The sequence below is a fragment of the Pantoea sp. Ae19-2 genome, from assembly GCF_059801205.1.
In genome coordinates this window covers 4,407,963-4,422,926 of sequence record NZ_JBCHWE010000001.1, presented here as the reverse complement: position 1 = coordinate 4,422,926, position 14,964 = coordinate 4,407,963, and the positions used below count along the sequence as shown (strand labels likewise).

At 55.0% G+C, this 14,964-nt stretch carries 12 protein-coding genes and 1 pseudogene; 2 read left to right on the top strand and 11 right to left on the bottom strand.

Features of this window, described 5'->3' with window-relative positions:
• Nucleotides 1-2: 2 nt before the first annotated feature.
• Together rpsF and yjfP are read right to left on the bottom strand one after the other, a co-directional pair.
• A complete protein-coding gene (gene rpsF, locus AAIE03_RS20425) occupies nucleotides 3-398 on the bottom strand; it encodes a 30S ribosomal protein S6 (RefSeq protein WP_013027391.1) in 396 nt (131 codons plus the stop codon).
• A gap of 273 nt (nucleotides 399-671) precedes the next feature.
• Complete coding sequence (gene yjfP / locus AAIE03_RS20420; protein ID WP_014594719.1) at nucleotides 672-1,421, bottom strand: esterase; 750 nt, start codon at nucleotides 1,419-1,421, stop codon at nucleotides 672-674.
• A gap of 156 nt (nucleotides 1,422-1,577) precedes the next feature.
• Between yjfP and AAIE03_RS20415 the strand changes: the two genes are divergently transcribed.
• Together AAIE03_RS20415 and bsmA are read left to right on the top strand one after the other, a co-directional pair.
• Nucleotides 1,578-3,509: a methyl-accepting chemotaxis protein gene (locus AAIE03_RS20415; RefSeq protein WP_013027393.1), complete on the top strand. Its 1,932-nt coding sequence runs from the start codon at nucleotides 1,578-1,580 to the stop codon at nucleotides 3,507-3,509.
• Between the two features lie 57 nt (nucleotides 3,510-3,566).
• Complete coding sequence (bsmA, locus tag AAIE03_RS20410; RefSeq protein WP_014594721.1) at nucleotides 3,567-3,893, top strand: biofilm peroxide resistance protein BsmA; 327 nt, start codon at nucleotides 3,567-3,569, stop codon at nucleotides 3,891-3,893.
• On the opposite strand, the pseudogene AAIE03_RS20405 reads toward bsmA, so the two are convergent.
• The 9 genes and pseudogenes from AAIE03_RS20405 to hflX form a co-directional block, all read right to left on the bottom strand.
• Nucleotides 3,867-5,495, bottom strand: a pseudogene (locus AAIE03_RS20405) (isovaleryl-CoA dehydrogenase). The gene bsmA and the pseudogene AAIE03_RS20405 overlap by 27 nt on opposite strands.
• 85 nt (nucleotides 5,496-5,580) lie before the next feature.
• Nucleotides 5,581-6,315, bottom strand: a complete 735-nt coding sequence (rlmB, locus tag AAIE03_RS20400; protein ID WP_014604900.1) for a 23S rRNA (guanosine(2251)-2'-O)-methyltransferase RlmB — start codon at nucleotides 6,313-6,315, stop codon at nucleotides 5,581-5,583.
• A gap of 68 nt (nucleotides 6,316-6,383) precedes the next feature.
• Complete coding sequence (gene rnr, locus AAIE03_RS20395) at nucleotides 6,384-8,819, bottom strand: ribonuclease R (protein ID WP_013027397.1); 2,436 nt, start codon at nucleotides 8,817-8,819, stop codon at nucleotides 6,384-6,386.
• Nucleotides 8,820-8,835: 16 nt separating this feature from the next.
• Nucleotides 8,836-9,279 carry a nitric oxide-sensing transcriptional repressor NsrR gene (gene nsrR, locus AAIE03_RS20390; RefSeq protein WP_014604899.1) on the bottom strand — a complete coding sequence of 148 codons (444 nt, stop codon included), beginning with the start codon at nucleotides 9,277-9,279 and terminating at the stop codon, nucleotides 8,836-8,838.
• 221 nt (nucleotides 9,280-9,500) lie between these two features.
• A complete protein-coding gene (locus AAIE03_RS20385; protein ID WP_013027399.1) occupies nucleotides 9,501-10,799 on the bottom strand; it encodes an adenylosuccinate synthase in 1,299 nt (432 codons plus the stop codon).
• A 166-nt stretch (nucleotides 10,800-10,965) separates the two neighbouring features.
• On the bottom strand, nucleotides 10,966-11,166 hold the full coding sequence (locus AAIE03_RS20380) for a DUF2065 domain-containing protein (RefSeq protein ID WP_013027400.1): 201 nt from the start codon (nucleotides 11,164-11,166) through the stop codon (nucleotides 10,966-10,968).
• Nucleotides 11,167-11,221: 55 nt separating this feature from the next.
• Complete coding sequence (hflC, locus tag AAIE03_RS20375; RefSeq protein ID WP_013027401.1) at nucleotides 11,222-12,226, bottom strand: protease modulator HflC; 1,005 nt, start codon at nucleotides 12,224-12,226, stop codon at nucleotides 11,222-11,224.
• Nucleotides 12,227-12,229: 3 nt separating this feature from the next.
• Nucleotides 12,230-13,462 (bottom strand): FtsH protease activity modulator HflK, encoded by a 1,233-nt coding sequence (gene hflK / locus AAIE03_RS20370; RefSeq protein ID WP_013027402.1) that lies wholly within the window; start codon nucleotides 13,460-13,462, stop codon nucleotides 12,230-12,232.
• Nucleotides 13,463-13,628: 166 nt separating this feature from the next.
• Nucleotides 13,629-14,909, bottom strand: a complete 1,281-nt coding sequence (gene hflX, locus AAIE03_RS20365) for a ribosome rescue GTPase HflX (protein WP_013027403.1) — start codon at nucleotides 14,907-14,909, stop codon at nucleotides 13,629-13,631.
• Nucleotides 14,910-14,964 lie beyond the last annotated feature (55 nt).

The following is a 14,964-nucleotide window of genomic DNA, read 5'->3' as shown; positions in this document are numbered from 1 at the left end:
GATTACTCTTCAGAATCCCCAGCATCTGAGTCATCAGCGGATTCGTTAGCAAAATCTTCGCGGCGCTCACGACGCTCGTCTTTCGCTTTAACCATCGGTGATGCTTCAGTTACCGCGTTTTTAACGCGCATAACCATGCTACGGATAACGGCGTCGTTGAAGCGGAAGTTCGTTTCCAGCTCGTCGATCACTTCCTGCGGCGCTTCTACGTTCAGCAGAACATAGTGTGCTTTGTGCAGTTTGTTGATCGGGTAAGCCAGCTGACGACGGCCCCAGTCTTCCAGACGGTGGATCGTGCCTTCTGCACCAGTGATAGCACCAGTGTAACGCTCGATCATGCCCGGAACCTGTTCGCTCTGGTCAGGATGAACCATAAATACGATTTCGTAATGACGCATCGAAATTGCTCCTTACGGATTATTCAGCCTCCTGTCAGGGTCAGCTGCGGCCCACGGAAGCAAGGAACGTTATAGGTTGTGAGTCACCGTAATGACACACACCTCTGAATGCAGCTGAAAAATTGACGCGTAATCATACTGGCGGCAACGCACAAACTCAAGCGGGGATTTCATTTAAATTGTCGGGAGACGCCCGCTTTCCGCCCTTGTGTGCGGAAAGCGGGAATGCAGAGGCAAACAGAGGCTGAAACGGAAGGCGCTGTCGTTTACGGGCTAGAGTTGGCGCTTAAAAAAGCTGACCAGCGCCGTCAGGCCCGACGGCGTAATTTTGTGTCCGATATGCTTTTCGGATAACGAAACAAGATGGGCATCCAGCCTCTGCTCATGCAGAGCCCGTTCCAGCCGCTGGGTTTCTGCGAAAGGGACGACCTCATCGGCCTCACCGTGCCATAGCAGGAGGGGGCGGTCCGCGAGATTATGTAGCCGGGCAGCGGGATCGTAATCCGCCAGCGGCGCCATCCGTTTTGTGAACTGTGCCTGCTGTTCCGGGCCCGTTACCGTGACAGGCGGGAACAGCGTGTGGCTGAGTTGCATAAAATAGCCGGACCCCATCATGCAGGCGACGCTGTGAATATGCGCATAGCGCGCCATCACCCCTAACGCCGTCATTCCGCCCATTGAGGCCCCGGCGACGGCAAGACGGTCGCCGGCAATCAGGTCATCAGCGCGTAACGCGGCCTCTATCAACGGGAATTCATCAATGTTTTGTTTGAGGATGTCCCAAAAATGGCTAAACCGCGCGTCGGCATCGCCGTTATAGCGTGCGCCATGCATATCGGCGTCGGGCATCAGGGTACGAAACCCCGCCTGGGCCAGGGCCACCGCAAAGTAGGCATAAACCTCTTTCGACGAGGTAAAGCCATGATAAAACACGACCGTTGGCAGCCGCTGCTGGCGCTGGCCTGCGGGTGCTGCATGCAAACATTCAATACCTGCCAGCCTTTCCGTGGTGAGTTCAATCATATTTTCTCCTGAAGCAGGGGCGGCCCTTAGCGCCTCGCCAACGACGATAACCTGGGTAATGGTTTACAACATTACAATAGTAATAATTTCTAAACTAAATATTTCCGCTGCGCTGCCGTTGTTAATGCATATTTGACAAGAAAACAAAGGTAATCTATGAAACGTTTCTCTCTTAGCAGAACGAGCCTTGGAGTGAAGCTATGCGTCATCACTTCCTTCAGCGTAGGCGTTTTGTTGTTGGCGTTAACCCTTATCCAAAGCCAGAATGCCTCACGCCAGTTGGAAAGTCTTGCCGTCGATGACATGGTTAATCAGGTGCAGGGCATCACCGAGATGGCATCCATGTTTAATGCGACGCTGACGCAGGAAGTCGGCAACTATACTCAGCTCTTCGTCAGCTTTTTACCTAAACGCTTCAGCCGCGATGAAACCGCACGTGTTCAGGTCGGAGAATTTTCCACACCGACCCTGCGTGCAGGCCTTAAAACCCTTAACCTCGATCAGATCGCCGTCGATGATTTTACGGATCGCACCTCGGCTGTCGCGACGATTTTTGTCCGCGATGGTGATAATTTTATCCGTATTTCCACGTCCCTGAAGAAACAGGATGGCAGCCGGGCGATCGGTACCCAACTTGATCCTGCCAGCGCCGCCTGGAAAAGCGTTATGAAGGGGGAAACCTTCCGGGGCCTGGCCACCTTATTCGATCACCGTTACATCACGCAGTATCAACCGATTAAAGACGACAGCGGTGCCGTCATCGCGATTCTGTTTGTCGGCGTCCAGATCGATAAGCAGTACGGCCTGATGCGCGAAAAAGTGCTGGCTCGCCGCCTGGGCGACAGCGGGCATTTCTATGTGCTCAATGGCTCGCCGGGCGCGGCGCAGGGACAATATCTGTTTGATAAACAAAATGAAGGCAAGCGTCCAGACTGGCAGGATAGCGTCATGAAGCAGATGCTGGCGCAGCCCGAGGGTGTTCAGCAAGTCGAAATCGACGGTGAAACGAAGATGCTCGCCTGGCAACAGCTGCCCGGCTGGAACTGGATTGTGGTCGGTGAAGTTAATCGTGACAGCCTGCTGGCTCCGGTTATTCACAGCCGAAATCTGTTTCTTATCACCGGCCTGATTCTGGTGTTGCTGTTTGCCCCCTGCTTTGTCTGGTACAGCCGCCGCGCCATCACGCGACCGTTACAACAGGTTATTCACTTAGCTGAGCAGTATGCCGCCGGCAATTTGCTGGAGCATCTGGACACCACGCGTCATGACGAAGTGGGTCAGTTGATTAACGCCATTAACGGCATCGGCGAGGGGCTGGAGAAGATTGTTGCCCAGGTTCGCCGCGCCGCGCAGGAGATCAGTGACGGCACAGATACCATTGCAGCCAGCAGCCACAACATCAGTGAGCAGATTGGCCGCCAGGCCAGCAGCGTTGAAGAAACCTCTGCCAGCATGGAGCAGTTTGGTGCGACCGTTGAGCACACCGCCGATAGCCTGCGTCAGGCCATGTCGCTGGTCGCGGAGGCTAGCGGTATCGTGAGTAATGGCAACCAGACGGTGACGCGCTCGGTTAGCACGATGTCGGCCATTAACGTGTCTTCGCAGAGCATTGCCGAAATTACCCACGTTATCGAGTCCATCGCGTTCCAGACCAATATTTTGGCCCTGAATGCCGCTGTCGAAGCCGCGCGTGCAGGTGAGCACGGTCGTGGATTTGCCGTAGTGGCAGCCGAAGTGCGTGCGCTGGCACAGCGTTCGGCACAGGCGGCAAAAGAGATCGATACGCTGATCGCGACCTCGATACGTCACGTTGCGGAGGGACATACACTGTCGGAGCAAACCCGTGACGCGATGAGCGATATCGTGACGCATATTGAGCAGGTTCAGGCATTAATGGGTGAGATTAACGTTGCTGCACAACAGCAGACGGCGGGCATTGGTCAGGTCAATCTGGCGATGAACCAGATAAGCCAGGCTACCCATCAAAACAGTGAGCTGGTTGCACAGGCAGAAAACACGGCCCAGAGCCTGAGCGACAAGGGACATCATTTGACGCAGCTGGTCAGTGTTTTCTCGATCAAATCGTGAAGATAACGGGCGGGTAGCTTACACTTATCCACTTAACCTGACGGCGAGAAATCTGCTATGCGTTACGCTCTGTTACTGACGTTAAGTTTGTTGTTAAGTGGCTGCTCGCTGTTCCAGGTGACGCCAAAGGCCCCGCCCGCGCCAACAGGTCACGCGCAATCTATTACCCGTGCCCAGAGTGGTGGTTTACCGAAGCTGGGCACCATCAGCGCCAGCGTAAGAGGCTCGCCTGACGACGCGCAGCGTGCCATTGCTGCGCGCGCGAATCAGGCCGGTGCCGTTTATTATCAGATTTTGATGGTCGACGAAACGGTTACTCCCGGGATCTGGTACACGACCGCCATCCTGTATGGCGCCTCACCTGCCGCTGGCGCGCGCCAGTAAGCGGTCGGTCAGTGGCACCTCGATTTTGCGCGTGCCGCGCGGGTCGAGCCACTGACTGCACCATGCATCCGCCACTAACGGCTCGGCGTGCTTTAACAATTGTGCCGCCGTCGCCAGTTGCAGCAGCCTGTCGGTAAGTTCACGGGCCTGCGACTCATCCATTTTGCTCAGGTGCAGAGCCAGCTGTCGCCAGCTGCGATCGAAATGGCGGTTACAGCCTTTAACGGCGTCAAACGCCTGCCTGAGCATGTCCAGCGTGCCGCTCTGGCGGCCCACCACTCTTAATACGTCAAGGCACATCACGTTGCCCGATCCTTCCCAGATACTGTTAACCGGAATATCACGATAGAGGCGAGGCAGTTCGCTGTCTTCGCAATAGCCCACGCCGCCCAGTATCTCCATGGCCTCAGCGATAAAGGGGGCACCTGCTTTACAGATCACATATTTCGCCGCCGGGGTGAATAACCGGGCGAAGGCGGCTTCATGGACGTTGGCGGGAGAAGACCAGGCACGAGCCAGGCGTAGCAGCAGTGCCGTTTGCCCTTCTAACTGCAAGGCCTGACGCGCCAGCACCTGACGCATGATCGGTTGATCCACCAGAGTTTTGCCCATGACCTGACGCTGATGTGCGTGGTACAGCGCAACGGAAAACGCCCGGCGCATTTGGCCGTGGCTGCCCAGCGCGCAGTCAAGACGCGTCATGCCCGCCATTTTCAGGATCAGACGAACGCCTTCGCCCTCTTCGCCCAGCAGCCAGCCGGTCGCATCCCTGAACTCCACCTCACTGCTGGCGTTGGATCGGTTACCGAGCTTGTCTTTTAACCGCTCAATGACGATGGCATTTCGTGAACCGTCCGGCAGCAGCCGTGGCAGAAAGAAGCAGCTGAGCCCCTGCTGCGTTTGCGCAAGAATCACATGCGCATCGCTTTACGGCACAGAGAAAAACCATTTATGCCCGACGATACGATAGGCTTCACCGCTTCCGCGCCTGTCCAGGGGCTCTGCGCGCGTCGTGTTGGTCAGCACATCGCTGCCGCCCTGCTTTTCAGTCATGCCCATGCCAATCAGCAGACCGCGCTTCTGATCGCCCGGAACCGCATGCGTGTCGTAACGATCGCTGAGTAAGGGTTCGAGCCAGGACTCAAACCGGGCAGGCAAATAACGCTGTAGTAAAGGGATTGCCGCGTGGGTCATGGTCACCGGACAGAGCGTTCCGGCCTCAACCTGAGCATGCAAGATAAAGCGTGCCGCACGGGCCACGCTGGCATTTGGCTGTACGTCAGGCTGCCAGCTGAGGTTATGCAGACGGCTGGCGCAAAGGCCCTGCATCAGTAGATGCCAGGCTGGATGAAAGCGGACGTCATCCAGCCTGACGCCGCGTGCGTCATAACGGTGGAGTTCAGGCGGACTGGCATTGGCGAGCCTGCCCAGCTCCAGCGATTCTGCACTGCCCAGCTGCCTGCCGACTGACGCCAGCCACTCGCTGTCCCAGCCGCCGCCTTCGCGCTGCAGTGCGTCACACAGCGGAACATCAGACAGAAACAGATTGCTGTGACTGAGGGGGAAAGGTTGATTGAAAACGGTGTGAGTTGTCCAGGTCATAACGGCTCCTCGCGGATATCACTCACTTAGTATGTAAGGTGAGTCACCATTATGACCGGACAGAGAGATTAAATTGCGGCAGCGATCACGCGTTACGCTGACGGACCGCTTCAAACAGGCAGACGCCAGTGGCCACTGACACATTGAGGGACGAAACGCTGCCTGCCATAGGGATACTGATTAGCTCATCGCAGTGCTCACGCGTCAGGCGACGCATCCCTTCACCTTCAGCCCCCATGACAAGCGCCATCGGCCCGGTCATCTTGCTTTGGTATACAGTATGGTCGGCTTCGCCAGCGGTGCCGACGACCCAGATGTTATATTCCTGCAGCAGGCGCAAGGTGCGTGCCAGATTGGTTACCCTGATGAGGGGAACGTTTTCTGCCGCACCACTGGCAACCTTTTTCGCCGTCGCGTTCAGCGGTGCGGAGCGATCTTTGGGGACGATCACGGCATGGGCGCCTGCGGCATCGGCGCTACGTAAGCAGGCACCGAGGTTGTGGGGGTCGGTAACGCCGTCGAGCACCAGCAGGAACGGCTTTTCCAGGCTCTGCAGCAGATCCGGCAGATCGCCTTCCTGATACTGGCGGCCCGGCTTCACACGCGCCACGATCCCCTGATGTACGCCGCCTTCCACCTGGCTGTCCAGCCATTTACGATCGGCCAGTTGAATCACGATCCCTTGAGCTTCTAACGCGGTCACCAGCGGTTGCAGGCGACGATCGTCGCGGCCTTTGAGAATAAAGACTTCCTGGAAACGCTGAGGATCGCGTTCCAGCAGCGCCTGCACGGCATGGATACCAAAAATAATTTCGCTCATCAATCTGCTCAGTGGTTGGAAATGAATGGATAACAGCCCCTGCATGCACGCAGGGGCTGATGTGCGCATCAGGCCGGCTTCGCCTTCTTCGCGGCACGCTTAGCCTTGGTGGCGGCGGCGATTTTACGGGTTTTCTCGGAAACTTTTTTACTTTTTTTCTCAGTCTTTGCTGCAGCAGGCTGACTGCTGCTGTTGCGGAAGGCTGAATCCGGCTCGAAATTCGTTTTGCGACCGGCCTGGCGGCGATGCTTCGTCGGTGCCTTAGCGTTCCGCTTCGCCTTATCCCGTTCCGTTTTGCCTTCGCCACGTACCTGGCGCTTGCTGGAAACCAGCGCAAAGTCGATTTTACGCTCGTCCATATGGACCGCTTCGACCCGGACTTCAACGGTATCGCCCAGGCGATAGGTACGACCGCCAGATTCGCCAATCAGTCGCTGCCCTACCGGATCGAAACGATAGTAGTCGTTGTCCAGCGTAGAGACATGAACCAGCCCGTCGATAAAGAGATCGCTCAGGCGCACAAAGAAGCCGAATCCGGTCACGCTGGAGATCACGCCGTTAAAGACGTTGCCTACCTGATCCTGCATAAAGTCACACTTCAGCCAGTCTGCCACATCGCGAGTGGCCTCATCGGCACGGCGCTCTGTCATGGAGCAGTGCTGGCCCAGCTGCAGCATCTGTTGCATATCGTAATGGTAGCCGCCGGTAGCCGTGGTCAGGCCTTTTACTTCGCCCTGCTCTTTTGCCAGCAGATACTTGATGGCGCGATGCAGTAACAAATCCGGATAGCGGCGGATTGGCGAAGTGAAGTGCGCATAAGAGGCCAGCGCCAGGCCAAAGTGGCCCCGGTTTTCCGGATCGTACACCGCCTGTTTCATGGAACGCAGCAGCATGGTTTGCAGCATTTCCGCGTCGGGGCGATCGGCAACCTGATCCAGTAGCGCGGCGTAATCGATCGGCTGCGGTTTGTTACCGCCCGGTAAGCTCAGACCCAACTCATTCAATACCGTGCGGAAGCTTTTGATACTGTCATCGCTGGGACGATCGTGATCGCGGAACAGTGCCGGTTCCTGATGCTTCTCGACGAAACGCGCGGAGGCAATGTTTGCCAGAATCATGCACTCTTCAATCAGCTTGTGGGCATCATTGCGTGAGGTGCGCTCGACACGTTCAATTCGACGTTCCGCGTTGAAGATAAATTTCGCTTCTTCGGTTTCAAATGAGATGCCGCCACGCTCTTCACGGGCCGTTTCCAGCACCTGATACATGTTGTGAAGTTCCTGCAGGTCTTTCACCAGCGGCGCATATTGCTCACGCAGTTCCGGATTGCCCTGCAGAATATTCCAGACTTTGTTATAGGTCAGACGTGCATGGGAGTTCATCACGGCTTCATAATGCTTAAAGCCGGTGAGCTTACCTTTTGACGACACGGTCATTTCGCACACCATACACAGGCGATCGACCTGTGGATTCAGCGAACACAAGCCGTTCGACAGCACTTCCGGCAGCATCGGCACCACCTGCGAAGGGAAATAGACCGAGGTACCGCGCTGCTGCGCTTCGTTGTCCAGCGGTGTGCCGGGACGAACATAATAACTGACGTCCGCAATCGCGACCCACAGCCGCCAGCCGCCGCCGCGTTTTTTCTCGCAGTAAACAGCATCATCGAAGTCGCGCGCATCTTCACCATCAATAGTGACCAATGGCAGATCGCGAAGGTCAACACGGCCTTTTTTTGCCGACTCCGGGACCTCTTCATTCAGTTTGCCCACCTGAGCCTCAACCTCTGGCGGCCAGCTGTGCGGAATTTCATGCGTGCGCAGCGCCATATCGACCGCCAGGCTGGTGCCCATGTCATCGCCCAGAATCTCTGCGATTTTGCCGATCGCCTTCGAACGACGCGTCGGGCGCTGCAACAGTTCAACCACCACCACGGAGCCCATTCGGGCATTCATGGTTTCGTCAGGGCCAATCAGGATGTCGAAGCTCAGACGGCTGTCATCAGGCACCACAAATCCCACGCCCGCGTCCGTAAAGTAGCGGCCGACGATTTGATTGTTACGCGGTTCCTGTACCCGCACCACACGGGCTTCACGGCGGCCTTTGCGATCCGCACCCAGTGGCTGGGCCAGAATCACGTCGCCGTGCATGCAGAATTTCATCTGTTCCGCAGACAGGTAGAGATCGTCTTTTTGTCCTTCTGCGCGCAGAAAGCCATAGCCATCACGGTGGCCAATGACTTTTCCACGGAGCAGATCGAGACGTTCTGGCAAGGCATAACACTGGCGGCGGGTAAAAACTAACTGACCGTCACGCTCCATCGCACGTAAACGACGGCGCAAGGCTTCGAGGTGTTCTTCTTCCTGCAGGTTCATCTCTTGTGCCAGCTCTTCACGGCTGGCCGGTTTTTCTCGTTTTTCTAATAACGCCAGAATAAATTCACGGCTTGGAATAGGGTTTTCGTACTTTTCAGCTTCTCTGTCCAGAAAAGGATCTTTTGACATTACGGTTCCTCCGATGTCATTTAATATTCATTGCCACCGGCGGTTCGGACAATATAATTTCATATAAAGGTGTATTACCTTCTACTAAGTCTGCCAGCGTGTAGCCATCCAGCTCCTGTAAAAACAGCTGCACGGCGTCATGTAAGGCCTTTTTAAGGCGGCAGGCGGGCGCGATAGAGCAGTTCGAGCAATCCACTAACTGTAGTGGCTCCATTTTGCGTACCACTTCACCTATCACGATGTCCCTGGCGCTCATGCCCAGGCGGATACCACCATTTTTACCACGAATGGCGGAGACGAATCCTGCACGACTAAGCTGATTGATAATTTTGACCATATGATTACGCGATACGCCATAGGTATCGGTGACTTCAGTGATATTGGTCAGCCTGCCTTCCGGCAAGGTGGCCATGTAAATCAGCGCCCGCAGGCCGTAATCGGTAAAACTTGTTAGCTGCACAGTGACCTCAGTCAATCATCCGGTGGCACGTCTATGCTCGCCCGTCCTGCTCTTTATTTCAATGTTGAACTGGCTCTTTCGTATCGAGCTACGATGATAAACCAGACTGTTGACGACTGTGTATTTTTTCAGCCAGTGAAGGGTTTGACAAGCGAAGGGGCGTTTAGTGGCATCAAATTACATAAAAAACAAAGGCCGGACAATGTCCGGCCACAGGATGATTATGCGTTGAAAGGATCGCGCAGAATCATCGTCTCGCTACGGTCTGGACCCGTTGAAATAATATCAATTGGCACACCGGTCACTTCTTCTACACGTTTAATGTAGTCACGCGCGGCCTGGGGCAGGCCTTCCAGCGTTTTCACGCCAAAGGTTGTCTCGCTCCAGCCCGGCAGGGTTTCGTAGATCGGCTCAATGCCTTCCCAGTTTTCCGCTGCCAGCGGCGTGGTGGTGACTTCGCTGCCATCAGGCATGCGGTAAGCCACACAAATTTTCACTTCTTTCAGACCATCCAGCACGTCCAGCTTGGTCATGCAGAAACCGGAGAGCGAGTTAATCTGCACGGCACGACGTACAGCGACCGCATCCAGCCAGCCAGTACGGCGGCGACGGCCTGTTGTGGCGCCAAACTCGTTGCCCTGCTTGCACAGGAACTCACCAGTTTCGTCGAATAACTCGGTCGGGAACGGGCCTGCACCGACACGCGTTGAGTAAGCTTTAACGATACCCAGGACGTAATCCACAAAGCGTGGACCAATACCTGACCCCGTCGCCACGCCACCGGCAGTGGTATTTGAGGAGGTCACATAGGGATAAGTACCGTGGTCAATATCCAGCAGCGTGCCCTGGGCACCTTCGAACATGATCAGATCGCCACGCTTACGCGCCACGTCTAACAGTTCAGAAACGTCAACAACCATGCTGGTGAGGATGTCGGCAACCGCCATCACATCGCTCAGCACTTTGTCGTAGTCAACGGCTTCTTCTTTGTAGTAATGCACCAGCTGGAAGTTATACAGGTCGATCACTTCTTTCAGCTTGGCTGCAAAGGTTTCTTTGTTAAACAGGTCGCTGACGCGCAGTGCACGGCGGGCTACTTTGTCTTCATAAGCAGGACCGATACCGCGACCTGTGGTACCAATGGCTTTTGCACCACGCGCTTTCTCGCGCGCCATATCCATTGCCACATGGTATTGCAGGATCAACGGGCAGGCTTCAGAAATCAGCAGACGTTCGCGTACCGGAATTCCACGCTCTTCCAGGCCTTTCATCTCTTTCATCAGAGCTTCAGGAGAAAGCACCACGCCATTACCAATGATGCTGGTAACGTTGTCACGCAGAATGCCAGAAGGGATTAAGTGGAGGACGGTTTTTTCACCGTTGATGACAAGTGTATGGCCCGCATTGTGGCCGCCTTGATAACGCACAACGTAATTAGCGCGCTCAGTCAGAAGGTCTACAATCTTACCTTTACCTTCGTCACCCCATTGGGTGCCCAGTACGACGACGTTCTTACCCATTTCTCAAAATCACCGATTGCTTAAAAAAGGATTCTACCATCTGATTTTTCGGTTTTCAGCACTTTTAGCATACGATTGCGCGCTTTTTTGCCTGAGTTTTGATCACTACAACATCCAGGGGTAAAATCGAGGCTGAGATACCATTCAGACGGCGAGGCTGAACGCATCAGAGTTCGCCATGCAGCCGCAACATACAGTAAATCACCATTCCTGCCACCACCAATCCCCCGCCAAATCGATGTAACAGGCGATCGGGCAATTGTGTCATGCTCAAAATCACACGTCGCCACAGACGTGGCATAAACATTGGCCCCAGGCCTTCCAGCACCAGAACCAACGCCAGTGCCATCCAGATATTCACGTTCATACTGCATCCAAAAAAAAGGCCGACAACATTGTCGGCCTGTTAGTTATATCAGTTCTTAACGCGTGGCGTTAGAAGGCGCCTTCATATAGCGGAAGAAGTCGCTATCCGGGCTCAGCACCATGACGTCCTGATTTTCATTGAAGCTGTTTTCATACGCGCGCAGGCTGCGGATAAAGGCATAGAAATCCGGATCCTGGCTGAATGCGTTGGCAAACAGTTTCGCCGCTTCTGCATCACCATCACCGCGGGTAATCAATGCCTCACGCTGTGCTTCTGCCAGCGTACGGGTGACCTGGTAATCGGCCTGGGCGCGCAGTTTTTCGGCCTCTTCCTGACCCTGCGAACGCTGACTACGTGCAACGGCTTCACGTTCTGCGCGCATACGGTTGAAGATCGCATCCGACACTTCCGTCGGCAGGTTGATCTGTTTGATGCGCACATCTACAACCTGAATCCCTAACGCCGCCATACTGTTTGGATTAGGCGCAGGTTCGCTGCTGTTGGTTTCACGCTCAACCCGCGCGGCTGCACTGGCGATAGCATCATCCGCAGCAGGCGTGGCAACTTCGTCGTCACCGCCCGCTGTACCGGTGTTCAATGCATCGCGCACGTCGGTGGTTAAACGGCCTCGTGAATCGGTCACGATGTCTTTAACGTCAAGACGTCCCATCTCTGAACGTAAACGGTCACTGAATTTACGTTTCAGCAGGACTTCGGCCTGAGAAACATCCCCGCCACCGGTCGCCAGGTAGTAACGACTGAAATCGCTGATGCGCCACTTGATGTAAGAGTCCACGATCAGGTCTTTCTTCTCTTTGGTTACAAAGCGATCGGCCTGGTTGTCCATGGTCTGGATACGTGCATCCAGCATCTTAACCGTTTCGATAAACGGAATTTTAAAATGAAGACCCGGCGCAAACACCTGCGGTTTGTTTTCGCTATCGCGTAACACTTTACCAAAGCGCAGAACGATACCGCGCTCGCCTTCCTGAACCACGAACAGCGACGCATAAAAGGCCACCAACGCGATAATGATTAGTACAATTACTGGCTTACGCATTGATTACTCTCTCCCTTCGCGCTGGGTATCGTTGCGCAGAGCATTGGCTCGACGCTGATCCATGATGCTGTCTGGACTGTATGACGACGTGTCATTGCGGCTGGCACTGCGATCGGAAAGCGAGGGCAATGTTGAGCTGCTTTTTTGTCCACTCTTCGCGGATGAAGACTCGCCGCCACGCATCAGTTGATCGAGAGGCAGGACCATCAGATTGTTACCGCGATCGTTCACCAGCACTTTACGTGTATGGCTCAGCACGCGTTCCATGGTCTCGATATACAGACGCTCTTTGGTGATTTCCGGCGCGGCTTTGTACTCAGGCAACAGCTTGGCAAAACGCGCGACTTCACCCTGTGCTTCCAGAACCGTACGCTCTTTATAGGCACGCGCTTCTTCCAGCACACGCTGTGCACGACCGTTAGCACGCGGCTGCACTTCGTTGGCATAGGCTTCGGCTTCACGTACGTACTGCTCACGGTTTTCACGTGCGGCAATCGCATCGTCAAACGCCGACTTCACTTCTTCTGGTGGACGTGCCGCCTGGAAGTTCACGTCGAGAACCGTAATGCCCATATTGTAAGGACGAATGGTTTCGTCGATTTCACGCTGGGTTTCGCTACGCACGACCGTACGACCTTCGGTCAGAATACGATCCATGGTAGAGCGACCAATGACGCCACGCAGGGCGCTGTCGGTTGCCTGACGCAGGCTGTCGTCGGCGCTAGTCACCGCGAATAAATAGCGCTCAGGATCGGTAACGCGATACTGCACGTTCATTTCAACGCGCACGACGTTTTCATCAGAGGTCAGCATCACACCTGATGCCGCCAGTTCGCGAACGGCTTCAACGTTGACCGCGCGCACCTGATCGATAAAGGTCGGTTTCCAGTTCAGGCCCGGCTCCACCAGGTGGCTGAACTTACCAAAGCGAGTGACTACGCCCCGCTCGGCTTCTTTTATCGTGTAAAATCCGCTCGCGGCCCAGATGACGACGGCGGCTACGGCGACGATACCAAAGATTTTGCCACTACCACCGGAACTGCGCTGACCATTATCACCTTTTTTGCCACCACCGAATCCGCCGAGCTTTTTGCTCAGTTTACGGAAGATATCATCCAGATCAGGAGGCCCAGATTCCTTACCTCCCTTATTTCCCCCAGAGTTGCCGCCTTGATTATTGCTGCTTCCCCACGGGTCGCGGTCCTGTCCGTTATTTCCGGGCTGATTCCACGCCATGTCATTACTCCATTTATAGTTTTAGCGGCTTACCCGTTGTATTCCGTATTGTCGCTACGCTGGCTACGCTCATTGCCCTGACCCTTTGCAAAGTCACTGTCAGAGAGTAAACCCCCAACGCCGCACGACAACATAAAATCCTCAGAGTAAGTTCGATTTGGCAATATCAAACAATATAACTGGTCAGCGACGGCTCCTGCTTGCACAAGCGGCGCCAGTCAATCACGGGCATACGCACATGCAACCCTACACAGCCGTCTTCTTCGTTCCACTCTTTTTCAATCGCCTGCAACTGATAGAAGCGGCTGCGTAAGCGACCCGCCTCCGGCGGCAGACGTAAATCATACTGCGCAATTTCACCGGACAACCGCTCGGAAAGCGCCTGCCACAATAAAGGAATGCCGACGCCGGACTGTGCAGAGAGCCACACGCGGACCGGCATATTTTCTTCATCACGGTCGATGCGCGGCTCAAAACCGTCCAGCATGTCGATCTTATTCATGATCAGTAACGTGGGGATTTCATCAGCGTCGATTTCCTCCAACACCTCATTCACCGCGCCGATATTTTCATTAACCCGGACATCGGCGGCATCGATCACGTGCATCAGCAGCGTGGCCTGACGCGTCTCTTGCAGGGTAGCTTTGAAGGCGGCAACCAGATCGTGCGGCAGGTGGCGAATGAAGCCAACGGTATCGGCCAACACCACTTCGCCCACATCAGCGACGTTTAGCCGACGCAGCGTGGGGTCCAGCGTCGCAAACAGCTGGTCCGCGGCATAGACATTGGCAGACGTAATAGCGTTAAAGAGAGTAGATTTACCGGCGTTGGTGTAGCCCACCAGTGAAACAGTCGGGACGTCCGCTTTGGCACGCGCCTGGCGGCCCTGCTCGCGCTGTTTTTCAACACGTTCAAGACGCGACAAAATCTGGCTAATGCGCCCGCGAAGTAAACGGCGGTCAGTTTCTAACTGGGTTTCACCCGGACCACGCAGGCCAATCCCGCCCTTCTGGCGTTCAAGGTGCGTCCAGCCACGTACCAGACGTGTTGCAAGGTGACGCAACTGCGCCAGTTCAACCTGCAATTTACCTTCGTGGGTACGTGCGCGCTGGGCAAAAATATCAAGAATCAAGCCAGTGCGGTCGATAACACGGCACTCGCACAGGCGCTCAAGATTACGTTCCTGAGCGGGCGTTAAAGCATGATCGAAAAGAACGACCGATGCTCCACTTGTTTTTACCGCATCGGCAATTTCAACGGCCTTTCCTTCACCGACAAAATACTTTGGGTGTGGCGCTTTACGACTGCCGGTGACAACCTGCAGTGCTTCAACGCCAGCAGAAGACACCAGGGTTTCGAATTCCTGTAAATCTTCCAGCTCTTTGTCTTGGGAGAACCAGATGTGTACCAGTACGGCCTGCTCACCGGCATCATAACGGTCAAACAAGCTATAACCTCGCTTATATAAAAAGACCAGGATGGAAAACCTGACGCTTTCCGAT